At 35.5% G+C, this 26,564-nt stretch carries 16 protein-coding genes; 7 read left to right on the forward strand and 9 right to left on the reverse strand.

What is annotated here, in order from left to right:
• Positions 1-20 precede the first annotated feature (20 nt).
• Entirely contained in the window at positions 21-881 is an 861-nt protein-coding gene (locus ACZ1AQ_RS13240) for a protease complex subunit PrcB family protein (protein ID WP_489633353.1), read from the reverse strand.
• 142 nt (positions 882-1,023) lie between these two features.
• Here ACZ1AQ_RS13240 and ACZ1AQ_RS13245 point away from each other — a divergent pair, with 142 nt between their 5' ends.
• The 6 genes from ACZ1AQ_RS13245 to ACZ1AQ_RS13270 all read left to right on the forward strand — a co-directional run bounded on the left by ACZ1AQ_RS13245 (position 1,024) and on the right by ACZ1AQ_RS13270 (position 5,917).
• On the forward strand, positions 1,024-2,394 hold the full coding sequence (locus ACZ1AQ_RS13245) for a DNA recombination protein RmuC (RefSeq protein ID WP_489633354.1): 1,371 nt from the start codon (positions 1,024-1,026) through the stop codon (positions 2,392-2,394).
• Between the two features lie 5 nt (positions 2,395-2,399).
• Positions 2,400-2,765 (forward strand): 6-phosphogluconate dehydrogenase, encoded by a 366-nt coding sequence (locus tag ACZ1AQ_RS13250; RefSeq protein WP_489633355.1) that lies wholly within the window; start codon positions 2,400-2,402, stop codon positions 2,763-2,765.
• A 3-nt stretch (positions 2,766-2,768) separates the two neighbouring features.
• Entirely contained in the window at positions 2,769-3,314 is a 546-nt protein-coding gene (locus ACZ1AQ_RS13255) for an acyl-CoA thioesterase (protein ID WP_489633356.1), read from the forward strand.
• Positions 3,315-3,404: 90 nt separating this feature from the next.
• Positions 3,405-3,947, forward strand: coding sequence for a YceI family protein (locus tag ACZ1AQ_RS13260; RefSeq protein ID WP_489633357.1), 543 nt, complete (start codon positions 3,405-3,407; stop codon positions 3,945-3,947).
• Positions 3,948-4,022: 75 nt separating this feature from the next.
• Entirely contained in the window at positions 4,023-4,487 is a 465-nt protein-coding gene (locus ACZ1AQ_RS13265) for a hypothetical protein (RefSeq protein ID WP_489633358.1), read from the forward strand.
• Positions 4,488-4,615: 128 nt separating this feature from the next.
• Complete coding sequence (locus tag ACZ1AQ_RS13270) at positions 4,616-5,917, forward strand: TIGR00341 family protein (RefSeq protein ID WP_489633359.1); 1,302 nt, start codon at positions 4,616-4,618, stop codon at positions 5,915-5,917.
• A 1-nt stretch (position 5,918) separates the two neighbouring features.
• On the opposite strand, the gene ACZ1AQ_RS13275 is transcribed toward ACZ1AQ_RS13270, so the two are convergent.
• From ACZ1AQ_RS13275 to ACZ1AQ_RS13295, 5 genes are all read right to left on the reverse strand, one after another.
• On the reverse strand, positions 5,919-7,364 hold the full coding sequence (locus ACZ1AQ_RS13275) for a peptidoglycan endopeptidase (RefSeq protein WP_489633360.1): 1,446 nt from the start codon (positions 7,362-7,364) through the stop codon (positions 5,919-5,921).
• Positions 7,365-7,606: 242 nt separating this feature from the next.
• Complete coding sequence (locus ACZ1AQ_RS13280; protein ID WP_489633361.1) at positions 7,607-9,874, reverse strand: aconitate hydratase; 2,268 nt, start codon at positions 9,872-9,874, stop codon at positions 7,607-7,609.
• A gap of 123 nt (positions 9,875-9,997) precedes the next feature.
• Entirely contained in the window at positions 9,998-12,769 is a 2,772-nt protein-coding gene (locus ACZ1AQ_RS13285) for a bifunctional aconitate hydratase 2/2-methylisocitrate dehydratase (RefSeq protein ID WP_489633362.1), read from the reverse strand.
• A gap of 329 nt (positions 12,770-13,098) precedes the next feature.
• Positions 13,099-14,052 carry an AAA family ATPase gene (locus tag ACZ1AQ_RS13290; RefSeq protein WP_489633363.1) on the reverse strand — a complete coding sequence of 318 codons (954 nt, stop codon included), beginning with the start codon at positions 14,050-14,052 and terminating at the stop codon, positions 13,099-13,101.
• A gap of 75 nt (positions 14,053-14,127) precedes the next feature.
• A complete protein-coding gene (locus tag ACZ1AQ_RS13295; RefSeq protein WP_489633364.1) occupies positions 14,128-15,531 on the reverse strand; it encodes a peptidylprolyl isomerase in 1,404 nt (467 codons plus the stop codon).
• Between the two features lie 475 nt (positions 15,532-16,006).
• On the opposite strand from ACZ1AQ_RS13295, the gene ACZ1AQ_RS13300 reads away from it, so the two are divergent.
• A complete protein-coding gene (locus ACZ1AQ_RS13300; RefSeq protein WP_489633365.1) occupies positions 16,007-17,596 on the forward strand; it encodes a peptide chain release factor 3 in 1,590 nt (529 codons plus the stop codon).
• Between the two features lie 86 nt (positions 17,597-17,682).
• Here ACZ1AQ_RS13300 and ACZ1AQ_RS13305 read toward each other — a convergent pair whose 3' ends face one another.
• The 3 genes from ACZ1AQ_RS13305 to rpoB form a co-directional block, all read right to left on the reverse strand.
• Positions 17,683-17,985 carry a DUF3467 domain-containing protein gene (locus ACZ1AQ_RS13305; RefSeq protein WP_438061672.1) on the reverse strand — a complete coding sequence of 101 codons (303 nt, stop codon included), beginning with the start codon at positions 17,983-17,985 and terminating at the stop codon, positions 17,683-17,685.
• Between the two features lie 95 nt (positions 17,986-18,080).
• Entirely contained in the window at positions 18,081-22,391 is a 4,311-nt protein-coding gene (gene rpoC, locus ACZ1AQ_RS13310; protein WP_489633366.1) for a DNA-directed RNA polymerase subunit beta', read from the reverse strand.
• 261 nt (positions 22,392-22,652) lie between these two features.
• A complete protein-coding gene (gene rpoB, locus ACZ1AQ_RS13315; RefSeq protein ID WP_489633367.1) occupies positions 22,653-26,465 on the reverse strand; it encodes a DNA-directed RNA polymerase subunit beta in 3,813 nt (1,270 codons plus the stop codon).
• Positions 26,466-26,564: the final 99 nt, after the last annotated feature.

Consider the following 26,564-nt stretch of genomic DNA (forward strand, 5'->3'; position numbering starts at 1 on the left):
TTAACCACTCCAGAAAATGATTAATTCTTGGTTTTTAATAAAGTGATTTTATCTTGAAGTCTTTTCTTAAAACTTAAGATTGCCGAGCTTTGGTCTGCGGTATCGTCATTATCCAAATAAATTTTGGTCACGACACCACCTTGATGCCACTCGAAATAAATCCCACCTTGATCATGCGAATCTGGAGAACCGTATGTTTTTGTTTGCCCTTTTAGACTGGAAACTTCGCTAGGAATGCCACCAAGAAAAGTAGTGTAATCATCTTTGTATACTAGGCCGGTAAAACCATATTTTGCCATCGTATAATCTCCGTATACGACATCTTTAAAACGTAATACTTTTTGAATATCCAATCGATAGAATTCTTGACATGCACTTCCGGTACAAGCTCCTCTAAAACTACCAATAATGGCATATTCGTTATTTTGTCCTACACGTTGTAAGTAAATAGGTTTAGATGTTTTTGGCATAGCAATCACGTCTTTGGGATAAGTTGTTACGGGAGCCACTACATCGCCAACTTTGGGAGCGACTTCGTAGAACGAAACCACCACCTCACAATCGGTTTCAACAACAGCTTGTATTTTTATATCGTAGCCTTCTGAAGGTTTTTGTCCAGCAAATAGTCCCACCAAACTTGTCGTGGTAAAATCAATTGCAACTGGAGGAGTACACGGTTTAAAAGTAGCATTAAATTTTTCTTGGGAATCGATGATAATAGCTTTGGATGCTACTGTTTCTGTAATCAAGGTATTGCAAGTATTGAAACTTTTATATGCTACATTTCTGGTATTACCACAAGAAATTGAATCCGATTCTGAGTTTAGGGAGCATGAGGTTATCCCAAATGCTATCGCGATAAAAAGAACTATTTTTTTCATTGTAAATGTGTTTTGTTTGTTTCTTTCATAGAGTAGGTTTGGAACAAAAGGTTGCGTTGAAAAACAAAAAATAAATTAATTAATTCTCGAAAAAAGGAATTGATATTAATTCTTACTTTTACTTTTCAAATACACTCAATCTATGTCTGAATTATTTTCTTTTTTATTGGTCTTCATCGTTGCTTTTGGTCTTGGTCTTTTCATAGGCAAACTGTTGTTTACTGCTCGTTTTGAGTCACAAAAAATAAGCTTGGAAGAGAAAATCAATGCTGCTCAACATTTGCTACAACAACAAAAAGAACAAGCTGTATTGGACAAAACTACTTTCGAAAAACAATTACAAAATAGCCTTCAAGAAAAAGAAGCCATCCGAAATGAAAAAGATAGTTTGGCTATTCAACTCTCTAAAAAAGAAGTAGATTTTGACAATCTATTAGAGCGTCATAGAGAACAAAAAAATGAAGTAGAGCATCTTCAGGAGAAATTCACTAAAGAGTTTGAAAATTTGGCCAACAAAATTCTTGACGAGAAATCGAATAAATTCACCGAACAAAACAAGGAGAATATAAAGAATATTTTGAGTCCTCTTCAAGATAAAATTCAGTTATTCGAGAAAAAAGTCGAAGACACCCACAAAGAAAGCATTGACTATCATGCAGCACTGCGCCAGCAAATTCTTGGGCTTCGTGAAATGAATTTACAAATGAGCAAAGAAACCCTCAATTTGACCAAAGCCCTAAAAGGCGACAGTAAAATGCAAGGAAATTGGGGCGAACTGGTATTGGAACGAGTACTCGAAAAATCAGGTCTAGAAAAAGGACGCGAATACGAAGTACAACAAAGCCACGTGACCGAAGCAGGCAGCCGCGTGTTTCCTGACGTGGTGATTAATTTACCCGATGGTAAAAAAATGATTGTCGACTCAAAAGTTTCATTGACTGCCTACGAAAAATACATCAATGAAGAAGATGATAACATCAAAGCCTCTTTATTGAAGGAACATGTCTTTTCTATAAAACGTCATGTGGATCAATTGGGTGAGAAAAACTACCATGATTTGTATCAAATGGAAAGTCCAGACTTTGTCTTACTTTTTATTCCGATAGAGCCTGCATTTGCCATTGCTTTGAATGAAGATGCTGCCTTGTACAACAAAGCCTTTGAGAGAAATATTGTGATAGTTACTCCATCCACTTTACTGGCCACACTACGCACCATTGACAGCATGTGGACCAACCAAAAACAACAAGAAAATGCAGTAGAAATCGCTCGTCAAGCAGGGGCTTTATATGATAAATTTGAAGGCTTTGTAGCTGATTTAATAAAAATTGGAAAAAAAATTGACGAAAGCAAAGTAGAATACGGAGCCGCAATGAATAAGCTTGTGGACGGAAAAGGTAATCTAATTGTGAGTGTAGAAAAACTGAAAAAGATGGGAGCCAAAGCTAAAAAAGCCTTACCCGAAAATGTATTAAAAAGAGCTGAAAATGATACAAACAACCTTTTAAACTAAAACAAATGAAAAAAATTGCCACTTTATTACTACTAGCCGGAGTACTTGTTGTTGCTATATACATGGCTTTCATTTATTATATTCCAGTTAGCGATGGTGTTCGCTCCGGAGAATTAATTAGGTTAAGTCACAAAGGCGTGATTATCAAAACTTGGGAAGGCGAATTGAGTCAAGGTATTTCGGGGGCACAAATTTTTCGTTTTTCAGTACTAGACAAAGACAAAGCAGTTATCGATAGTTTGAAAATTCTACAAGGTCATTATGTTCGCTTAACTTATGAAGAAAAAAAACGCACTTTTATGTGGTGGGGCGAAACCCGTTTTTTCATAACCTCTGTTCAAAAAGAAGCCTCCCCGTTTAATAATAGATAACTCATGACCAATATATTCAAACCAGTTTCCGCATCACATGTCACCATTTCGGAACTAATGCTGCCCTCGCACACTAATTTTAGTGGCAAAATACACGGAGGTTACATTCTTTCCTTACTAGATCAAATTGCCTTTGCAAGTGCCTCCAAATTTTCAGGAAACTATTGCGTTACAGCCTCGGTAGATACGGTAAACTTTTTGCAACCCATAGAAGTAGGAGAATTGGTTACTATGAAAGCCTCTGTAAATTATGTGGGAAGAAGTTCAATGATTGTAGGTATTCGAGTTGAGGCAGAAAATATACAAACTGGTGTCATCAAGCATTGTAACTCCTCATATTTTACGATGGTCGCCAAAGACGATCACGGCAAAAGTGTTCCCGTTCCAGGATTACAGCTCAAGACTTTAAATGATGTACGTCGTTTTAGTAATTGTTTGAAACAAATTGAACTCAAAAAAGTACACGAAGTACACGAAGAAGAATTCGATTATTGTTCTGCAGAAAATCTGGCACATTTATCACAATACAACATCCAATTATCCTTGTAACTCAAATTAGAAAGCACACAAGATATCGAAAAATAATTGCTAAAAACAATTAAAAAATGTAACTTTAAGAGATGCAATTTTTTAATTCACATGAAAAAAATTACCATTCTTTTCTTGTTACTTTTTTATTTCTTTACACAAGCACAAGAACGATTATCTTCTTCGAAAGGAGTACTCAATTTTGAAGCTTCTGTTCCTTTATTTGAAGAAGTGAAAGCTACTAATCAAGAGGTAAGTTGCGAAGTGGAGTTAAAAACTAGCTCGATAAACTGTACCGTTTTTATTGAAAAATTTCAATTCAAAAGAGATTTGATGCGTACCCATTTTAATGACAATTACTTAGAAAGTGATCGCTATCCCAAAGCCACTTTTATTGGTAGAATCGATAAATTGGATTACAAATCCCTCTCCAATCAACCCACAGAATACCAAATTAAAGGTATTATCAGAATACACGGTAAGTCCAAACCTATAGCCTGTAAAGCCCTTATCCTAAAAGTAAACAAAGGAATGGAAATCAACACCACGTTTGTCTTAAATACCGATGACTTCAATATTGAAATACCTTCTATTGTAGCTTCAAAAATATCCAAGCAAGTGACCACTACATTAAAAATCACACCTACAGAATAAGTTATTGATTTTAAGTACAATACAATAAAAACAATTTTATTTTCGTTGTTAAACAAATTCCAAAAACAATAAAGTATGAAAACATTGTATTCTATCAAGCGAAGTCTTGTACTTCTCGGTTTAACTTTGCTACTCTATTCCTGTAGCAATGACGACACCAACTCTAGCACCACTAATTCTCCTGATAATGTAGCGGCTATTGTAAAATCTGGTACATGGAAAATCACCTATTACTTTGATACTGATAAGGAAGAAACCAGCAACTTTAGTGGCTACAACTTTACCTTTGCAAATAATGGCGTTTTAACGGCCACAAATGGCACCTTAACTCAAACGGGGACTTGGTCCATTACAGACAGCAACAGTAACGATGACAGCATAAGCGATTTGGATTTTAATATAGGTTTCTCCTCCCCTGCAACCTTTGCCGAACTAACCGATGATTGGGAAATTATAGAAAAAACAGCAACGGTAATCAAATTAAAAGATGTTAGTGGTGGTAATGGCGGAATCGATTATTTGACCTTTACAAAAAACTAAACTTTAACCTTTAGCTCTATTTTTAAAACGTTGAACAAACCTCAACGTTTTTTTTATGCCAATCTTTAATTGTTTAACTTTACAATACAAGGCAAAAAAAATTGTTCTTTTTATAAATACAAACCGCTATGAATCGACTACAGAATTTCCTTGATTTACACACTGGAGAAGAAGACAAACAAAAAGTATTAGAGAACGTAAAGTCAAATATTTCGTTTAGAGGATCTACTGTCTGGATACTAGCTTGCGCGATTGTAGTTGCGTCAGTAGGGCTAAACGTAAATTCGACGGCGGTTATCATTGGTGCCATGCTCATTAGTCCTTTGATGGGGCCAATTGTGGGCGCAGGTTTTAGTCTAGGAATTTATGATTTTGAATTATTAAAAAAAGCCGCCAAAAACCTTGTTATTGCTACTTTAGTGAGTTTGTTGGTCTCCACGATTTATTTTACGCTCAGCCCATTCAAAGAAACACAATCTGAATTATTAGCCCGAACCTCACCTAATATTTATGATATTTTGATAGCTTTTTTTGGTGGTCTTGTGGGAGTAATCGCAATTACTAGAGTTGAAAAAGGAAACCCAATCCCAGGAGTTGCCATCGCCACCGCCTTGATGCCTCCTTTGTGTACGGCTGGCTACGGACTCGCCATAGGTAACTGGAAATACTTCTTCGGTGCTCTTTTTTTATACACTATTAATTGTGTGTTTATCTGTATTTCGACTTTTGTAATTGTCAAATACTTGAAATACCCAGAGGTAACTCATATCAATCCCAAGTATAGAAAACAAATAAAATACACCATTTCAACTATCATTGTCTTACTGATTGCTCCTAGCGTATATTTTGCCTATGTGTTGATACAAGAAAAAAAATATAAACAAAGAGTAGAGTTGTTTTTAAATGATGAATTCACCGAAAAAGGTTTCGCTATTCTGTATCAAAAAATCAATTATAACAAAAACCCTAAAAGCATCGAATTAGCTTTTTTAAACAAAAAAATAGATAGAAAAGAAACACAAGAACTTTCTGCTCTGCTTAAAAAATATAAAATCGAGAATACGCAATTATTGATTAAACAAGATACCACTGATATAAAAAAATATATCTTAGAAAACAATGCTACCGAAAAAGCAAGAGAAAATGAAAAAGATCTTATGATACTACATCTAGAAAACAAACTCAAATCGTATAACTTCAACAACAAAGCATTACGAGAAGAAATCTCTATATTGTTTCCAGAAATCAAAAACATTTCAGTAGCGAATCATGTATTTAACGAAAACACAGATAGCACTATGACTAAAGCCATCGCGATTTATAAGAGTTCCAAAAACTTAAATTCAAATGACGAAGAAAGACTCAAACAATGGCTAAAGAAAAGAATCGCGAAAAACGATGTTGAATTGTACCGAGATAAAGAAAACTAATTTATTTCAGTACACGATTTACTTGGGCAAAATTTCGGTGGTAATATCCTTCTTTAGTCGAAGAAATGATGACACCACTATTGGTAGAAGAATGAATGAATTTAATCTCATCTCCAATTACATCTACCACCATACCAACGTGGTTGATACGACCACTACCTCTGGTTTTAAAGAAAATCAAGTCTCCTTTTTTTGCCTCTGTAGGAGTAACTCTAATCCCAATATTTGACATCTCACTGGACGACCTTGGAAGCTTAATATCTAATGCACTAAACGTTGAGCACATTAAACCAGAACAATCAAAACCCGCTCTTGTAGTACCTCCGGATCTATATCGAATACCTAAATTATCTGAAGCTTTAGCAATTAAATCATCTGCTATAGAATAATCTCCAAAAAACTTATCAGAACTTGATGCTGTAACTACTGAATCTACCTTAGCCTCCGTTTCATTCTCCGCTAGAGCAGTGGCTCCCTCTTTAATTTTCAACACTGCACCAACTCTCAATTTTTTATGAATCGAAGGATTTAGTTTTTCCAATTCAGCGACAGTAATTCCGTATTTTTTGGCAATGCCAAATTTGGTTTCTTTTGGTAATACTTCATGAACAATCGCTGTAGTTTCAGGTAAGGAAATAGTATTTGTAACCGAGGTTTCTGCTACAACTTGTTCATTTGCTACAGTAACAGGATTTTCAACTTTAACTTCAGACGGTTGTGAAACCTCAATTGCTTGAACCAGTTCGATTGCCTTGTTTTGCAAAGGCACATTTAATTTCTGACCTATTTCAAGTCCCTTGGTTACAATATTAGGATTTAATTTTTCAAGTGCATCAACCGAAATCCCATAGCGTTTAGAAATACCGTATTTTGTCTCAGTAGCTTTCACTTCATGAATTTGCTGTCCTTCGTTCGAAGCATTTGAAGTCACAAATTCACTAATAGAATTATTACTTGAGGAGATGGTTGAGTTTTTTTCAGATTCATTTAATGTAGCAACAACTGGTTCTTCTTTCAATTCGAAGTTTTCAGGCACTACCAATTTTATTTTTTTACCAATTTGTAGGCCTAACTTATCAATCGTGGGGTTACTTTTTTTAACAGCTTCTACTGAGAGATTGAACTTTTTAGCAATACCAAATAAGGTCTCCTTTGGCAAAACAACATAATCTATTTCTTTTGTATTCTTCTTTTTAGTTGACAGCTCTTTTTGAGCCACCTCTTTTTTAAAATTCTTGTTTGGAATTTTTAATACCGAATTCAATTTTAAAATCCCTGAAGCTTTTGGATTTAAATTAAAAATTACTTTTTGACTAACATGGTACTTTTCGGCTATTGAAGAAATCGTTTCACCCTGAGAAATTTTGTGAGAAATAAATTTTTCTTGTGAAAAAACAGTTGTCGTGGTACACACCAAAAGCCAAAATAGTATCGTAAAGTACTTCATTCTAATTTTTTACAAATTGTGGTATTATTTTTATCAAAAAGCTTATTTCACAGAAATTAGATTAAAAAAAACGATGTTTTTAATCTAAAAATCACATTTTTATCAAGAATTACAAATATACTTTTTTTTGGTAATTTAAAAATGTTAAAACTATTATAAAATCAATTTTAACGATCATACTAGAATAAAAAAAAGCTCCAAAGTTTCCCTTTGAAGCTTTCTTCATTGCTTAATTTTTTGTTTTATGCTTGACCTGCTGCTGCAATTAAATTGAGTGCTGAACCTGCAACAAACCATCCTATTTGACTGTCATTGTATGTATGATTCGCCAAAATATTTTCCTTTGTTCCATCAGAATGAACTAATTCTATAGTCAAAGCTTTACCAGCTGCAAACTCAGTCAAATCCAAGAAATTGATGGTGTCATCTTCTTGAATTTTATCATAATCCAACTCGTTTGCAAAAGTTAAAGCCAGCATACCTTGTTTTTTTAAATTCGTTTCGTGTATACGAGCAAATGATTTTACCAAAACAGCTTTCACTCCCAAGAAACGTGGTTCCATAGCCGCATGTTCTCTTGAAGAACCCTCTCCATAATTATGATCTCCCACTACTATCGAAGGAACTCCAGCCGCCTTGTAGGCTCTCTGAACCGTTGGCACAGCCTCATAAGCTCCAGTTAACTGATTTTTAACTTCGTTTGTTTTTTGATTAAAGGCATTGACCGCACCAATCAACATATTGTTAGAAATATTATCAAGATGTCCACGGAAACGCAACCAAGGACCTGCCATAGAAATATGATCAGTAGTACATTTTCCAAGAGCTTTAATCAACAACTTTGCGCCAATGATATTCTTACCATCCCATGGCTCAAATGGAGCTAACAGTTGTAAACGGTCTGAAGTGGGACTTACCAAGATTTGTACATTTGAACCATCCTCGGCAGGAGCTTGAAAACCATCCTCTTCAACATCAAATCCTCGTTTGGGTAATTCGTCACCGAAAGGAGCGTGTAATTTCACTTCTTCTCCATTATCATTCAACAAAGTATCAGTCAATGGATTAAAATCCAATCTTCCAGCAATTGCAAGGGCTGCAACCATTTCTGGAGAGGTAACAAAAGCGTGTGTATTTGGATTTCCATCGGCTCTTTTAGAAAAATTACGATTGAATGAATGCACGATGGTATTCTTTTCTCCTTTATCAGCTCCTGCTCTATCCCATTGTCCGATACAAGGACCACAAGCATTGGTAAACACTTTAGTCCCCATTTTTTCAAAAGTTGCGATAATACCATCTCTTTCTATAGTGTATCGAATTTGCTCAGAACCAGGGTTAATTCCAAATTCGGCTTTTGGAGTAATACCATGATTCACTGCTTGCTCAACAATAGAAGCTGCGCGTGCCATATCTTCATAAGATGAATTGGTACAAGAACCAATTAATCCCCATTCGACTTTTATAGGCCAACCATTAGCTGCTGCTTCTGCCTTCATTTTAGATACCGGAGTACCCCTGTCTGGAGTAAATGGTCCATTAATGTGAGGCTCTAATTCTGACAAGTTAATCTCAATCAATTGGTCAAAATACTGCTCTGGATTGGCATATACTTCAGGATCGGCCGTCAAATATGAAGCAACTGCATCAGCAGCCTCTACCACCTCTTGACGTCCCGTGGCCATTAAATACCTACGCATCGCATCATCATATCCAAAAGTAGAGGTTGTAGCACCAATTTCAGCACCCATATTACAAATCGTTCCTTTACCGGTACACGACATAGCAACAGCACCTTCTCCAAAATATTCTACGACAGCTCCAGTTCCCCCTTTTACGGTTAGAATATCAGCTACTTTCAAAATAACATCTTTCGGCGCAGTCCATCCTGATAACTTCCCTGTAAGTTTTACACCAATGAGTTTAGGAAACTTCAACTCCCAAGACATCCCTGACATCACATCAACTGCATCAGCTCCACCAACACCTATTGCCAACATTCCTAGCCCTCCCGCATTTACAGTATGTGAGTCAGTACCAATCATCATTCCCCCAGGGAAAGCATAATTTTCCAAAACAATTTGATGAATAATTCCAGACCCTGGTTTCCAAAATCCAATACCATATTTGTTAGAAACCGATGATAAAAAATCAAATACTTCTTTCGATTGCGTATTGGCTACAGCCAAATCTGATTTAGCGCCATTTTTTGCCAAAATCAAGTGATCACAATGAACCGTTGTTGGAACAGCTACCGTTTTCTTACCTGCATGCATAAATTGCAACAATGCCATTTGTGCCGTTGCATCTTGACAAGCGACTCTGTCTGGTGCAAAATCTACATAATCAGTCCCTCTATGATATGCCTTTGTAGCTTTTCCGTCCCAGAGATGACTGTATAGAATCTTCTCCGTTAAAGTAAGAGGTCGACCAACAATTTCTCGTGCAGCATCAACACGTTCAGCCATGCTAGCGTACACTTTTTTAATCATTTCAATATCAAAAGCCATAAGATAATTTGTTTTAGTTATTCTTTTTGAACATCACAATTTACGACAATTAGAGTAGCTATTTAAAAAAAAGCCCGAGTTAATACACTCGGGCTTTACATTTTATAAATAATTTATGAAGAATTACATCACTAATTGTTTATTTGATGGCGAAAACTTAGTTAAGTTAATTCCATCAACAGCAGCAATGTACTCCTCTATAGTTGGAGTTCTTCCAAGTACGGTAGACAAGACAACCACAGGCGTTGAAGAAAGTAAAGACTCTCCTTTTTTGTTTTCTGCATCTTCTACTACTCTTCCTTGGAAAAGACGTGTAGAGGTAGCCATTACAGTGTCTCCTTTCGAAGCTTTTTCTTGGTTACCCATACAAAGATTACAACCAGGACGCTCTAAGTACAACATATTTTCATATTCAGTACGTGCAGCAGCTTTAGGCGCATTATCATCAAACTCAAAACCAGAGTATTTTTGTAACACTTCCCAGTCGCCTTCAGCTTTTAACTCATCAACAATATTATAGGTTGGTGGCGCCACTACTAAAGGTGCTTTGAACTCTACTTTACCGTTTTGCGCTTCTATATTTTTAAGCATTTGGGCTAAAATTTTCATATCGCCCTTGTGTACCATACATGAACCTACAAAGCCAAGGTCAACTTTTTTATCTCCTCCATAAAATGACAATGGTCTGATGGTATCGTGAGTGTATCGCTTAGATACATCGGCATTATTTACATCTGGATCTGCAATCATTGGTTCAGCAATTTGATCCAAATCTATTTCTACTTCGGCATAATATTTAGCATTTGCATCTGGAGTTAAAGCAGGTTTTTCACCTGATTTAATTTCGGCAATTCTCTTATTTGCTTTATTGATTAAGCCTTGTAGTACTTGATTTTTGTTATCCATTCCTTTATCAATCATAATTTGGATTCTGCTTTTAGCAATTTCCAATGATTCAATTAAAGTATTGTCTTCAGAAATACAAATAGCAGCTTTGGCTTTCATCTCAGCCGACCAGTCTGTAAATGTAAAAGCTTGGTCTGCCGTAAGTGTACCAATGTGTACCTCGATAACTCTTCCTTGGAAAACATTTTCTCCACCAAATTTCTTAAGCATCTGAGCTTGTGTAGCATGAACAACATCTCTAAAGTCCATATATTCTTTCATGCTTCCTTTAAAAGTCACCTTAACTGATTCTGGAATAGGCATTGATGCTTCACCTGTAGCTAAAGCTAAAGCCACAGTTCCTGAGTCGGCTCCAAATGCAACCCCTTTCGACATTCTGGTATGAGAGTCCCCTCCAATAATAATAGCCCAGTCATCAATAGTGATATCATTTAATACTTTATGAATTACGTCTGTCATAGAATGATAAACCCCTTTTGGATCACGTGCCGTAATCAATCCAAAATCGTTCATAAATTTCATCAACTTTGGAATATTTGCTTGTGCTTTTTTATCCCAAACCGAAGCGGTATGACAGCCTGATTGATAAGCTCCGTCAACTGTTGGCGAAATTACAGTAGCCGCCATAGACTCTAATTCTTGCGCAGTCATAAGCCCTGTAGTATCCTGAGACCCTACAATATTTACTGCTACACGAACATCAGAGCCTGCATGTAATACTTTACCTGGTGTTGTACCAACAGCATTTTTGTTAAATATTTTTTCTACAGCTGTAAGCCCTTGCCCTTCTACAGAAACCTCTTTTGAAGGAGCAAACACCGTTGGAATATCAATTCCTAATGTTTTAGCAGCAAACGTTTGGATTTTTTTACCAAAAACAATTGCATATGAACCACCAGCTTTGATGAATTCCATTTTTTGTGGCGTGAAAGCTTTTGAGATATCGATTAATTCTTGCTCGCCATTATATAATTTCTTTTCCTTAGTATTGATTGTAAGTACCGTACCTGTAGCTACAGAATAAACCTCTTCTAAAATTGGGTCTCCGTTTTCGTTAAGCATTGGTTTTCCATCAGCATCTATTTTTTTAACCCAGTTTTTAAGATCAATACCAATTCCACCCGTTACATCTACAGTTGTCAAGAAAATGGGAGAAATACCGTTTGTTCCTCCAACAATTGGCGCAATATTTACAAAGGGAATATAAGGGCTAGCTTTTTTTCCAGTCCAAAGCGCCACATTATTTACACCAGACATTCTTGAAGACCCTACTCCCATAGTACCTTTCTCTGCAATTAACATCACGCTTTTGTCTGGATGTTGTGCTTGCAAAGCTTGAATATCAGCTTGAGCTTGTGGAGAAATCATGCATTTACCATGCAACTCTCGGTCTGATCTTGAGTGCGCTTGATTTCCTGGAGACAATAAATCTGTAGAGATATCTCCTTCTCCTGCAATAAATGTTACCACCTGAATCTCTTCAGGTATTTCTGGAAGCTTTGTAAAGAACTCTGCTTTTGCGTAACTTTCAAGAATTTCTTTGGCAATTGTATTGCCGTTTTCGTAAGCTACTTTTAGACGATTAGTATCTGCGTCATAAAGGTAAACTTGAGTTTTAAGTACATCTGCAGCTTCTTTAGCGATAGCTACGTCATTACCTAAAGCTAAGTCCAACAAAACTTCAATTGAAGGTCCACCTTTCATGTGTGATAATAACTCAAAAGCAAATGCTGGAGTGATTTCATTTACTACAGACTCCCCTAAAATAATCTCTTTTAAAAACTTTGCTTTTACACCAGCTGCACTAGTTGTACCTGGCAAAGTATTGTAAATAAAAAAGTGAAGAGAATCTGCTCGATATTGATTTTCAATATCTTTAATTTGCGCAATGATTTCGCTCAACAACTCAGCAGTATCAATGGGCTTTGGATGTAATCCTTGAATTTTTCGTTCTTCGATCTCTTTGATGTAATCGTGATAAATGCTCATAATGTAGTATGTTAATGACCCTCCTTATTGATGATTTCAATACCAAAAAGCCATAATAATTAAGTGTTTTATTTTTTTTGTACGCAAATTTAGGAATTAAAGCCGAGAATTAAAAAAATTTAATAGAACTCCCCTTTTTGAAAATTATTATCGACAAAAACAGCAGATCATCATTATTTATTGATAAAAATTCAATTTTTGCAAAGATTTTTGATTATTCAATATTTTAAAAAGATTTTTTTATCAATATGAAAATATACGACAAAATAAAAAAAGACTCTTTGTTGTATTTCAAACAAAGAACCTTTCTAAATAAGACAACTATAACGTTATAATAGCTTTTCTATGATCGTTTCTTCAGAAATTCCCTCTGCATCGGCTTTATAGTTTTTGATGATTCTGTGACGCAAAATTCCTGTTGCCACAGCCTTCACATCTTCTATGTCTGGGGAGAATTTTCCATTAAAAGCAGCATTCGCTTTTGCAGCTATAATCAAGTTTTGCGAAGCCCTTGGACCAGCACCCCAATCCAAATAATTTTTTACATAATCATTAGACAAAGGGTTGTTAGGACGAGTTTTACTAACCAAAGTTACCGCATACTCGATTACATTATCTGCCACAGGTATGCGACGAATTAAATGCTGATACTCTATAATCTCCTCGGCTGTAAATAATGGATTAATAGCTAACTTAACATCTGAAGTTGTATTTTTCACTACTTGTACTTCTTCCAAAAAACTAGGATAATCCAACTTGATTGCAAACATAAAACGATCCAACTGTGCCTCCGGCAACGGATAAGTTCCTTCTTGCTCGATGGGGTTTTGAGTTGCCAAAACAAAATAAGGCAAATCTAATTTATAATTATGACCTGCAATCGTAACTGCACGTTCTTGCATGGCTTCCAACAAAGCGGCTTGTGTTTTTGGAGGAGTTCTATTGATCTCATCAGCCAAAATAATATTCGAGAAAATTGGCCCTTTTATAAACTTAAAATGTCGATTTTCATCTAAAATTTCACTCCCCAAAATATCGGAAGGCATCAAATCTGGGGTAAATTGAATTCTTTTAAAATCCAAACCAAGTGCTTGCGCTAAAGTATTTACCATTAACGTTTTTGCTAAACCTGGCACACCAACGAGCAATGCATGACCACCAGAGAAGATAGAAAGGACAATTTGATCAATCACATCATCTTGACCTACAATAATTTTTGCAATCTCTGTTTTGAGTTGGTTTCGCTTTTGAACTAAAGCATGAATAGCATCAACATCTGACATATAAGTTTGTTTTAATTAAAAAAGAGTTAGTCTATGAAATCATAAAACTAACTCTTTTTATTTATTATATAAAAATTATTTTTTTAACCAGTTATTCGTAAAAGCACAGTCTCTATACTCTCCATTAATTTTGATGTAGGTTTCTTTGATTTTTTCTTCAAACCATTTACCTACTGCTTTGATTTGTTTTTCTTTCAAAGCCAAATCTTTAATTTTGATATAATCTTTAGAATAATCAGCGGTGTGCTCATCGATTCTATTGGTCACGGTTATAATTTTAAAAGTCTTTTTCCCTTGATCTTCTTCCAGAAAAGGCTGAGAAATCTCTTGATCTTTAAGATTAGAAACTCTGCTGTATAAACTTGGATCCATTTTGGTCAACTCAAAACGAGTGTCTTGTGTTTTTGGATTAATCAAAGCTCCGCCATTGGCTCTTGTTTCTTTTTCATCTGAAAGTGTTCTTGCTGCTTCTGCGAAAGTAATATCTTTATCGATGATTCTTTTTCTAATCAAATCTATTTTCTCTTTGGCTTCTTTAATGGATGCTTCAGAAACGGTTGGAGTAAGTAGAATATGACGTAATTCTAATTCTTGTCCTTTTATTTTTTCAACCAAAATGATATGAAAACCAAAATCTGTTTCGAAAGGCTCTGAGATTTCTCCTTCGGCTAATTTGAAAGCAACTTCTTTAAATTCTTTTACAAAAGGTGTTTTTCTATTCATTTTATAGAAACCACCAGTAGCTCTTGATCCTGGATCTTGAGTATACAAAACGGCTTTAGTAGAAAAACTAGCTCCTGCTTCAACTTCTTTTTTGAAGCCTTTCAAACGGTCAATTACTTTTTGTTTGTCTTCTTGGGTTACTTTTGGAGCGATAACAATTTGCGCCACTTCCATTTCAGCGCCAAACGTAGGCAAATCTGCTTTTGGGATAGCTTTAAAGTAATTACGAACTTCTTCTGGAGTGATTTCTACCCCATCAACAATTTTTTTACCCATTTCTGAGCTTAGTTTTTGCTCTTTCAAAACATCGAAAAATGTTGATCTAAGTTCTTCTTCGGAACTTTTTTTGTACATCTCTACGACTTTATCCATTGAGCCTAAATTCTCAACCATATAGTTCAAACGTTCTTCCATCATTCCTTTGATATCAAAATCTGAAACTACAATACTGTCTTGAATGGCTTGGTGAGCATAGAGTTTGTCCTCTAATAATTTTCCAAGCATTTGACATCTTGAAACTCCACTAACAGAGCCTCCAGCAGCAGTAATCTCTAAAAATGATTTGTCGATATCTGAATCTAATACAATATAATCTCCAACGGTTGCTATTACTCCATCTACTTTTTGGCGTTTAGTTGGATTTTCTTTTACTGCCTCTATTGCTTTTTCTTTTATCACTTCTTGTGCATGCATTGCAAAAGTTGCCATTAAAACGAAACAAATAGGAAGTACAAAATTGTATTTTAAAAACTTCATCGAAAAAAGGTTAAATTGTATGTTTAAATTATTATTTGACATGCTAATTTCTTGCTATTACTCTTTTTATGTCATTCGTAACAATTGTATTTTTTTTTGCACTACAAAAATTTCTACTTGAGAAAAAGCATATAAATTGCTAACAAAAATAGCAATTCAAAGACATAATACAACTATAGGCACTACTATTAACAAAAAATTATTAACAAGCCGTATTCGAAATGATTTAAAGTAAAACCAAAAGCGCAAAATGTTGCTCCCTAGCCCCGATAGCAGTGAAAATCCCCCGCTTTTTTTCGCGGGGATTGTAACGGATAGCGGGACGATGATCACAAAAAAGCGAATTCCCAACTGCTCCTAATTACTTCTATACTTTGGATTTGTTTCATTTAGAAGAGATAAAAAAGAGATTTGTACTTGCTTTTTTTTAATTCGTGTTTATAAATAGTACTTTTGCAAACTATTTAAAGCAAATATGAGTTTTTTACAAGAAATACAACGCAGAAGAACGTTTGGCATCATATCGCATCCTGATGCCGGAAAAACTACACTTACCGAAAAATTATTACTTTTTGGTGGTGCTATTCAAGAGGCTGGGGCCGTTAAAAACAACAAGATAAAAAAAGGGGCAACTAGTGATTTCATGGAGATTGAGCGCCAAAGAGGAATCTCTGTATCAACCTCTGTTTTGGCTTTTAATTACAAGGATAAAAAAATCAATATTCTAGATACTCCTGGACACAAGGATTTTGCCGAGGACACGTTCCGAACCTTAACGGCGGTAGATAGTGTTATTGTGGTGATTGACGTTGCGAAGGGTGTTGAGGAGCAAACTGAAAAGTTAGTTGCAGTTTGTAGAATGAGAAACATTCCGATGATTGTTTTTATTAACAAACTTGATCGTGAAGGTAAGGACGCTTTTGATTTGATGGATGAAGTGGAACAAAAACTGGGTCTTACGGTTACACCTCTTAGTTTCCCGATTGGTATGGGTTATGATTTTCAAGGAATCTACAACTTATGGGAAGAAAACATCAATCTTTTTAGCGGTGATAGCCGAAAAAACATAGAAGAAACAATTGCTTTCTCTGATGTAAAAAGTCCAGAACTCGAAAAAATTATCGGTGCAAAACCTGCTGAAAAACTTCGTGACGAGTTGGAATTAATCGACGAAGTATATCCAAAATTTGACAGACAAGAGTATTTGGATGGAAAAATTCAACCCGTATTTTTTGGTTCAGCTTTGAATAATTTTGGAGTAAGAGAATTGTTGGATTGTTTTATAAGCATAGCACCTTCTCCAAGAGCCAAAGAATCTGAAACAAGATTGGTCGATCCTAAAGAAGAGAAAATGTCTGGTTTTGTGTTTAAAATTCATGCGAATATGGATCCAAAACACAGAGATCGTTTGGCGTTTATAAAAATTGTATCGGGAACTTTTGAAAGAAATAAGCCTTATTATCATGTTCGCCAAAAGAAAAATCTAAAGTTTTCTAGCCCCAATGCTTTTTTTGCTGAGAAAAAAGAAATTGTAGACATTTCATATCCTGGGGATATTGTAGGATTACACGATACAGGAAACTTTAAAATTGGAGACACGCTGACCGAAGGCGAAATTATGAGTTTCAAAGGAATTCCAAGTTTCTCGCCAGAACACTTTAGATACATCAATAATGCCGATCCATTAAAAGCAAAGCAGTTGGATAAAGGTGTCGACCAATTAATGGATGAAGGTGTTGCGCAGTTGTTTACACTCGAAATGAATAATCGTAAAGTAATTGGGACGGTTGGTGCACTACAATATGAGGTAATTCAGTATCGTTTAGAACATGAATACGGAGCAAAGTGTACTTACGAAAACTTCCCTGTTCATAAAGCGTGTTGGGTAAAACCAGACGATGCTAAAAATGAGGAATTCAAAGAATTCAAACGTATCAAACAGAAATTTTTGGCCAAAGACAAATACAACCAACTCGTATTTCTTGCTGATTCTGATTTTACTATTCAAATGACACAAAGCAAATTCCCGAGCGTTAAATTATTTTTCACTTCAGAATTTGATTAATACAAGAAAGCCAACTCTAAAAAGTTGGCTTTGTTTTTACTTTACTTTTAAAAAAAAAGGCTTCGTTAAGAAGTCTTTTTTTGTATTTAAGCTTGTCCTGTTGGACCAAAATTTAAAGGAATTGGCGCTTGCTCTGTATCTTTAATTTCACCGTGAGCTAACTCAAAACGATGAACGTTATCCGACAAGGCCTTGATTAATCGTTTCGCATGTTGTGGCGTCAATACTATTCTGGACTTTACTTTTGCTTTTGGCAAACCAGGCATAATACTCACAAAATCCAAAACAAACTCCGAAGAGGAATGATTGATAATCGCCAAGTTAGAATAAACTCCTTCAGCAATACTCTCGTCTAATTCAATATTAATTTGTTCTTGTTGCTCTTTCATAGTAAAAAATTAAAGATTCAAAGAGGTAGTGATTTAAAAAATTCAAAGACGATCGAAATCGTCTTTGAATATATAATCTTACATCTCTAAATACATTAGTAAATGTACTCTTCTTTGTTAGCCATCATATCATTGTAGTCTTCTTTCGAACCTACAATAGTATTATCATACTCTCTCATACCAGTACCTGCAGGAATTCTATGTCCTACAATTACGTTTTCTTTCAAGCCTTCTAATAAATCAACCTTACCTGCCACAGCAGCTTCGTTTAACACTTTAGTTGTTTCTTGGAAAGAAGCAGCAGAGATAAATGATTTCGTTTGTAACGATGCTCTTGTAATACCTTGTAAAATTGGAGTAGCAGTTGCTGTAATAACATCACGAGCTACAACCAAGTTTTTATCCGTACGTTTCAATAAAGAGTTTTCGTCACGCAACTCACGTGGAGTAACAATTTGACCTGGCTTCAATACTGTAGAATCCCCTGCATCTTCCACCACTTTCATTCCGTAAAGATTATCATTTTGAACGATGAAATCTTTAGTATGAATCAATTGATCTTCTAAGAATAAAGTATCTCCTGGATCTTGAACTCTTACTTTACGCATCATTTGACGAATTACAACTTCAAAGTGCTTGTCATTGATTTTTACCCCTTGTAAACGGTAAACCTCTTGAATTTCATTCACTAAGTATTGTTGTACCGCTGCTGGCCCCTGGATTCTTAAAATATCGTCTGGAGTAATGGCACCGTCTGACAATGGCATCCCTGCTCTTACGAAATCATTCTCTTGAACAAGAATTTGACTTGATAATTTCACCAAGTATTTTCTAACATCACCAAATTTAGACTCGATGATAATTTCTCGGTTACCTCTTTTAATTTTTCCAAAAGAAACTACCCCGTCAATTTCAGAAACTACAGCTGGATTAGATGGATTACGAGCTTCTAACAACTCTGTAATTCTTGGTAAACCTCCCGTGATATCGCCTGATTTTGAAGAACGACGTGGGATTTTTACCAGTACCTTACCTGCTTTAATTTTCTCTCCATTCTCTACCATCAAGTGAGCACCAACTGGTAAGTTGTAAGAACGAATCAATTCTCCGTCTTTACCATAAACCAATAATGTTGGGATTAATTTTTTGTTTCTTGACTCAGAGATTACTTTTTCTTGGAAACCAGTTTGCTCATCGATTTCAACCATGAACGATTGTCCTTGCTCTAAATCTTCGTATTCAATTTTACCAGTAAATTCAGAAACAATTACACCGTTATATGGATCCCATTTACAGATAACTTCTCCTTTTGCAACAGATTGTCCATCAGCAACAAAAATACTAGAACCGTAAGGAATATTGTTTGTACTTAATAAAATACCTGTTTTTTCATCAATTAATTTCAATTCAGTAGAACGAGACACAACAATATCAACAGCGTTTCCTTCGTTGTCTTCTCCTTTAACTGTTTTTAAATCCTCGATTTCTAATTTACCAGCAAAACGAGCAATAATACTAGAATCTTCAGAGATACCTCCAGCAACCCCTCCAACGTGGAAAGTACGCAATGTTAACTGTGTCCCTGGCTCACCAATAGACTGTGCAGCAATAACTCCAACAGCTTCTCCTTTTTGTGTCATCTTACCAGTAGCTAAGTTTCTACCGTAACATTTTGCACAAATACCTTTGGTTGCCTCACATGTTAATGCAGAACGTACTTCAACTTTTTCTACTGGAGAAGCTTCAATTGCTTTCACAATAGATTCAGTAATTTGTTCTCCTGCATGAACTAAAATATCGGTGGTTAAAGGATTAATTACATCTTGTAAGGCAACACGCCCTAAGATTCTTTCTCCTAAAGATTCTACAATCTCTTCGTTTTTCTTCAAAGCCGATACTTCTACACCTCGTAGCGTACCACAATCTTCCATGTTAACAATAACGTCTTGAGAAACGTCATGCAATCTACGAGTTAAATATCCAGCATCTGCTGTTTTCAACGCCGTATCCGCAAGACCTTTACGTGCACCGTGCGTAGAGATAAAATACTCAAGGATTGATAAACCTTCTTTAAAGTTCGAAAGGATCGGGTTTTCGATAATTTCACCACCACCAGCAGTTGATTTTTTAGGTTTAGCCATCAAACCACGCATACCCGTTAACTGACGAATTTGCTCTTTAGATCCCCTCGCTCCAGAATCAAGCATCATGTAAACTGAGTTGAATCCTTGTTGATCTTCTCTAATATTTTTCATTGCCAACTCAGTCAATTGAGCATTTGCAGAAGTCCATACGTCAATAACTTGGTTGTAACGTTCGTTATTAGTGATAAGACCCATGTTATAGTTAGCAGAAATTCCTTCTACTTGCTCTCTTGCATCAGCAATTAATTTTGTTTTTTGTTCTGGAATTCTAATATCACCTAAAGAGAAAGATAAACCTCCTTTGAAAGCGAATTTATAACCCATATTTTTCATATCGTCTAAGAAAGCTGCTGTCGTAGGTACATCAGTCGAACTTAATACGTGACCAATAATATCTCTCAAGTTTTTCTTAGTCAATACATCATTGATATATCCAGCTGCTTCCGGTACTACTTCATTAAATAATACACGTCCAGCAGTAGTTTGAATAATCTTATATACTAACTCTCCATTCTCATCAAAATCTTTTGCTCTAATTTTCACACGAGCATTCAACTCTAATCTTCCTTCATTCAAGGCAATATTGACCTCTTCAGCAGAGTAGAATGTCAATCCTTCACCAAGAATAGTCAATTCAGGTGTAGTTAAACGTTCTTTGGTCATATAATATAGACCCAAGACCATGTCCTGAGAAGGTACTGTAATAGGAGCACCATTGGCAGGGTTCAAGATATTGTGAGAAGCTAACATCAATAATTGCGCTTCCAAAATTGCCTCAGGCCCTAATGGCAAGTGAACCGCCATCTGATCCCCATCAAAATCCGCGTTGAATGCCGTACAAACTAATGGGTGCAATTGAATTGCTTTACCTTCAATTAATTTTGGTTGAAAAGCCTGAATACCTAAACGGTGCAAAGTAGGAGCACGGTTAAGCAATACTGGATGTCCTTTGATTACATTTTCAAGAATATCCCATACAACTGGCTCTTTTTTGTCAATTATTTTTTTAGCAGATTTAACTGTTTTAACAATACCTCTTTCAATCAACTTACGGATTACAAAAGGTTTGTATAATTCGGCTGCCATGTCCTTTGGAAGACCACATTCAAACAATTTCATTTCTGGTCCAACAACAATTACCGAACGAGCTGAATAATCCACACGTTTTCCAAGTAAGTTTTGACGGAAACGACCTTGTTTACCTTTTAAGGAATCCGATAAAGATTTCAACGGACGGTTAGATTCTGTTTTAACAGCAGAAGCTTTACGAGTGTTGTCAAATAAAGAGTCAACAGATTCTTGCAACATACGTTTCTCGTTTCTTAAGATAACTTCAGGAGCTTTAATCTCCATCAATCTTTTCAAACGGTTATTACGTATAATTACACGACGGTATAAATCATTTAAATCTGATGTTGCAAAACGACCTCCATCAAGCGGTACTAATGGACGCAACTCTGGTGGAATAACAGGAATCACTTTCATGATCATCCATTCTGGACGATTCTCACGATTCAAATTAGATTCACGGAAAGACTCAACAACTTGAAGACGTTTTAACGCCTCAGTCTTACGTTGTTTTGAAGTCTCATTATTTGCACTATGTCTTAATTCGTATGATAATTCATCTAAATCAATTCGAGCTAATAAATCCATAATACACTCTGCTCCCATTTTGGCAACAAATTTATTTGGATCAAAATCATCTAAATATTGATTATCAGCAGGAAGAGTGTCCAAAATATTTAAATACTCTTCTTCAGTTAAGAAATCTAATCGTTGTAAAGATTCTCCATCAGCATTTTTAGCAATACCTGCTTGGATTACTACGTATCTTTCGTAGTAAATAATCATATCCAATTTCTTAGATGGCAAGCCTAAAATATAACCAATTTTATTTGGTAAAGAACGGAAATACCAGATATGTGCAATAGGCACTACCAAGTTGATATGCCCCACTCTATCTCTTCTTACTTTCTTTTCGGTAACTTCAACACCACAACGGTCGCAGATAATTCCTTTGTAACGGATTCTTTTATATTTACCACATGCACATTCAAAATCTTTTACAGGACCGAAAATTCTTTCACAGAATAAACCATCACGTTCTGGTTTGTGCGTTCTGTAGTTGATAGTTTCAGGTTTTAACACCTCGCCTCTTGACTCTTTCAAAATAGACTCAGGAGAAGCTAATCCTATCGAAATTTTATTGAATCTTTTTACAGGATTCTTATCTTTATTGTTGTTTCTATTATTCATCATAGTTTTTACTATTGATTTATTTGCAATTAAAAATTGATTTTAGATTTATGAATTATTGATAAAATAGTAGTTACTAAATTTCCAAAATTCATTAAGCTCTATTACCACGAATTACTTCTCAAAACTTCTCTCTGAAGTGCTAGTTATGTGTTTCCTGAGAATCAACATAAAAAATCGGAACGGGTTACGGGTATAAATCCTAAAAACTTTTATAAATAGCAATCAGTCCCAATAGACATGGAACTGATTGCTGTGAATTAATTATTCTTCTAAACGAATGTCAAGTCCAAGACCTTTCAATTCATGCATTAACACATTGAATGATTCTGGTAATCCTGGCTCTGGCATAGACTCTCCCTTAACGATTGCTTCGTAAGTTTTGGCTCTACCAATAACATCATCAGATTTAACAGTCAAGATTTCTCTAAGTGTACTTGATGCTCCATATGCCTCAAGTGCCCAAACCTCCATCTCTCCGAAACGCTGACCTCCAAATTGAGCCTTACCTCCAAGTGGTTGTTGAGTAATCAACGAGTATGGACCAATAGAACGAGCGTGCATCTTATCATCAACCATGTGACCTAATTTCAACATATAAATCACACCAACTGTAGCTGCTTGATGGAAACGTTCTCCAGTACCACCATCATAAAGGTGTGTATGTCCAAAACGTGGCACACCAGCCTCATCTGTTAAAGCATTGATTTGTTCGAGAGAAGCACCATCAAAAATTGGAGTAGCAAATTTTCTACCCAAATTCATTCCAGCCCATCCTAAAACTGTTTCATAGATTTGTCCAATGTTCATACGTGAAGGTACCCCAAGTGGGTTCAATACGATATCAACAGGAGTTCCATCTTCTAAGAAAGGCATATCTTCATGACGAACAATACGAGCAACAATACCTTTGTTTCCGTGACGTCCCGCCATTTTATCCCCAACTTTTAATTTACGTTTTTTAGCAATATAAACTTTAGCTAATTTCAAAATTCCTGATGGTAATTCATCACCAACAGTAATAGTGAATTTCTCTCTGCGTAATGCACCTTGTAAATCGTTCAATTTAATTTTATAGTTATGAATTAAATCATTAACCATTTTATTAGTTACATCATCAGCAACCCATTGACCTTTACTTAAGTGAGCGAAATCTTCAACAGCATAAAGCATTTTTTGGGTATATTTTTTACCTTTTGGTAATACTTCTTCACCCAAATCATTCATTACACCTTGAGAAGTTTTTCCATTAACGATTAGGAAAAGTTTTTCAATCAATCTGTCTTTCAATTCAACAAATTTAACTTCAAACTCCATTTCTAAAGCGCTTAAAGCATCTTTATCCTGAGTACGCTTGCGTTTATCTTTTACTGCTCTTGCAAATAATTTTTTATCTAAAACTACACCATGTAATGAAGGAGAAGCTTTTAATGAAGCATCTTTAACATCACCCGCTTTATCACCAAAGATAGCACGAAGTAATTTTTCTTCTGGAGTTGGGTCTGACTCTCCTTTTGGAGTAATTTTTCCAATCAAAATATCACCAGGTTTTACCTCGGCTCCAATTCTGATCATACCATTTTCGTCTAGATCTTTAGTCGCTTCTTCAGAAACATTAGGAATATCATTAGTTAATTCTTCATTACCTAATTTAGTATCTCTAACTTCTAATGAATAATCATCGATATGAATAGACGTAAAGATATCATCACGTACAACTTTTTCAGAAATTACAATTGCATCCTCAAAGTTGTATCCTTTCCATGGCATAAACGCCACTTTAAGGTTACGACCCAATGCTAACTCTCCATTTTGAGTAGCATAACCTTCAGATAAAACTTGACCAAGAGTAACTCTATCCCCTTTTCTAACGATAGGTTTCAAGTTGATACTTGTTCCTTGGTTGGTTTTTCTAAATTTAATTAGATTGTATGTCTTTTCATCAGGCTCAAAACTAACCATTCTTTCTTCTTCAGAACGGTCGTATTTAATAGTAATGATATTAGCGTCAACATATTCTACTACTCCATCACCTTCAGCATTTATCAATACTCTAGAATCTGATGCTACTTGACGCTCTAAACCAGTTCCTACAATAGGAGCTTCTGGACGAATTAAAGGTACTGCTTGACGCATCATGTTTGATCCCATCAACGCACGGTTCGCATCATCATGCTCCAAGAAAGGAATTAAAGATGCAGATATAGAAGCAATTTGATTTGGTGCTACGTCAGCATAATCAACTTGACTAGGTTCAATTACTGGGAAATCACCTTCTTGTCTAGCAATTACGTTGTCAGCAGTAATTTTACCTGTAGCATCCATTTCAATGTTTGCTTGAGAAATCATCATGCCTTCTTCCTCTTCTGCACTAAGATAAATAGGAGCAGATTCTAAATCAACAACTCCATTAGAAACCTTACGGTAAGGAGTTTCAATGAATCCCATTCCATTTACTTTAGCATAAACACCAAGAGAAGAAATCAAACCAATGTTTGGTCCCTCAGGAGTTTCAATAGGACATAAACGTCCATAATGCGTATAGTGAACGTCACGAACCTCAAAACCAGCTCTTTCACGAGAAAGTCCACCTGGCCCAAGTGCAGATAATCTTCTTTTGTGCGTAATCTCAGCCAATGGATTCGTTTGATCCATAAATTGAGACAACTGATTCGTTCCAAAGAAAGAGTTGATAACAGAAGACAATGTTTTAGCATTAATCAAATCTATTGGTGTAAACACCTCGTTATCTCTAACGTTCATACGCTCTCTAATGGTTCTAGCCATACGCGCTAAACCAACACCGAATTGTTGTGACAATTGTTCTCCAACTGTTCTAACACGACGGTTTGATAAGTGATCAATATCATCAATCTCAGCTTTTGAGTTGATCAATTCGATCAAATATTTAACGATAGTTATGATATCTTCCTTGGTAAGCACTTGCTTTTCCATTGGAGTATCTAAACCTAATTTTTTATTAATTCTATAACGACCTACTTCACCTAAGTTGTAACGTTGGTCAGAGAAGAATAATTTATCTATAATGCCACGAGCAGTTTCTTCATCAGGCGGTTCTGCGTTACGCAATTGTCTGTAGATATGCTCAACAGCTTCTTTTTCAGAGTTTGTTGGATCTTTTTGTAAAGTATTATGAATGATAGAGTAATCAACTTGGTTGTTATCTTCTTTGTGTAACAAAATAGATTTAACATTCGAGTCAATGATTTCCTCTACATTATCCTTGTCGATAATTGTATCTCTATCTAAAATAATTTCGTTACGTTCAATTGACACTACTTCACCAGTATCTTCGTCAACGAAATCTTCATGCCATGTATTCAATACACGAGCTGCTAATTTTCTTCCAATGTATTTTTTAAGCCCAGTTTTAGAAACTTTAATTTCTTCAGCTAAGTCAAAGATTTCAAGAATATCTTTATCTCTTTCAAAACCAATAGCACGGAATAAAGTAGTTACAGGTAATTTTTTCTTTCTATCAATATAAGCGTACATTACACTATTAATATCAGTAGAAAACTCTATCCAAGAACCTTTAAAAGGGATTACTCTGGCAGAGTATAATTTAGTTCCATTTGCATGGAAGGATTGTCCAAAGAACACACCAGGCGAACGGTGTAACTGAGAAACTACAACACGCTCTGCTCCGTTGATAACAAATGTACCACTTGGCGTCATGTAAGGAATTGTTCCAAGATAAACATCTTGTACAATAGTTTCAAAATCTTCGTGTTCTGGGTCTGTACAGTAAAGTTTAAGTCTAGCTTTTAACGGCACGCTATAGGTAAGTCCTCTTTCTATACATTCTTGAATGGTATAACGTGGTGGATCTACGAAATAATCGAGGAATTCCAATACAAAGTTATTTCTTGTATCTGTAATTGGAAAGTTTTCCATGAAGGTGTTGTATAAACCTTCGTTACCTCTTTCGTCAGATTTAGTTTCTAATTGAAAAAAATCTTTAAATGACTTCACCTGAACATCCAGGAAGTCTGGATAGTCTGGGATGTTTTTTGTAGAGGCAAAATTCAATCTTTCAGTCTGATTTGTTAGCATCAATGGACAAAATTTTGATTAAAAAAAAAGTAATAGTATCGTATAAATTTATTATACGAAAAAGGGTTTAGGTCTTTGGAACTTAATCCAAGACCTAAA

The sequence above is a fragment of the Flavobacterium sp. UM26 genome (genome assembly GCF_057922445.1).

Coding starts and splice junctions, on each gene's coding strand:
- ACZ1AQ_RS13240 (WP_489633353.1), bottom strand. CDS start 881: ATGAAAAAAATAGTTCTTTTTATCGCGATAGCATTTGGGATAACCTCA.
- ACZ1AQ_RS13245 (WP_489633354.1), top strand. CDS start 1,024: ATGTCTGAATTATTTTCTTTTTTATTGGTCTTCATCGTTGCTTTTGGT.
- ACZ1AQ_RS13250 (WP_489633355.1), top strand. CDS start 2,400: ATGAAAAAAATTGCCACTTTATTACTACTAGCCGGAGTACTTGTTGTT.
- ACZ1AQ_RS13255 (WP_489633356.1), top strand. CDS start 2,769: ATGACCAATATATTCAAACCAGTTTCCGCATCACATGTCACCATTTCG.
- ACZ1AQ_RS13260 (WP_489633357.1), top strand. CDS start 3,405: ATGAAAAAAATTACCATTCTTTTCTTGTTACTTTTTTATTTCTTTACA.
- ACZ1AQ_RS13265 (WP_489633358.1), top strand. CDS start 4,023: ATGAAAACATTGTATTCTATCAAGCGAAGTCTTGTACTTCTCGGTTTA.
- ACZ1AQ_RS13270 (WP_489633359.1), top strand. CDS start 4,616: ATGAATCGACTACAGAATTTCCTTGATTTACACACTGGAGAAGAAGAC.
- ACZ1AQ_RS13275 (WP_489633360.1), bottom strand. CDS start 7,364: ATGAAGTACTTTACGATACTATTTTGGCTTTTGGTGTGTACCACGACA.
- ACZ1AQ_RS13280 (WP_489633361.1), bottom strand. CDS start 9,874: ATGGCTTTTGATATTGAAATGATTAAAAAAGTGTACGCTAGCATGGCT.
- ACZ1AQ_RS13285 (WP_489633362.1), bottom strand. CDS start 12,769: ATGAGCATTTATCACGATTACATCAAAGAGATCGAAGAACGAAAAATT.
- ACZ1AQ_RS13290 (WP_489633363.1), bottom strand. CDS start 14,052: ATGTCAGATGTTGATGCTATTCATGCTTTAGTTCAAAAGCGAAACCAA.
- ACZ1AQ_RS13295 (WP_489633364.1), bottom strand. CDS start 15,531: ATGAAGTTTTTAAAATACAATTTTGTACTTCCTATTTGTTTCGTTTTA.
- ACZ1AQ_RS13300 (WP_489633365.1), top strand. CDS start 16,007: ATGAGTTTTTTACAAGAAATACAACGCAGAAGAACGTTTGGCATCATA.
- ACZ1AQ_RS13305 (WP_438061672.1), bottom strand. CDS start 17,985: ATGAAAGAGCAACAAGAACAAATTAATATTGAATTAGACGAGAGTATT.
- rpoC (WP_489633366.1), bottom strand. CDS start 22,391: ATGATGAATAATAGAAACAACAATAAAGATAAGAATCCTGTAAAAAGA.
- rpoB (WP_489633367.1), bottom strand. CDS start 26,465: ATGCTAACAAATCAGACTGAAAGATTGAATTTTGCCTCTACAAAAAAC.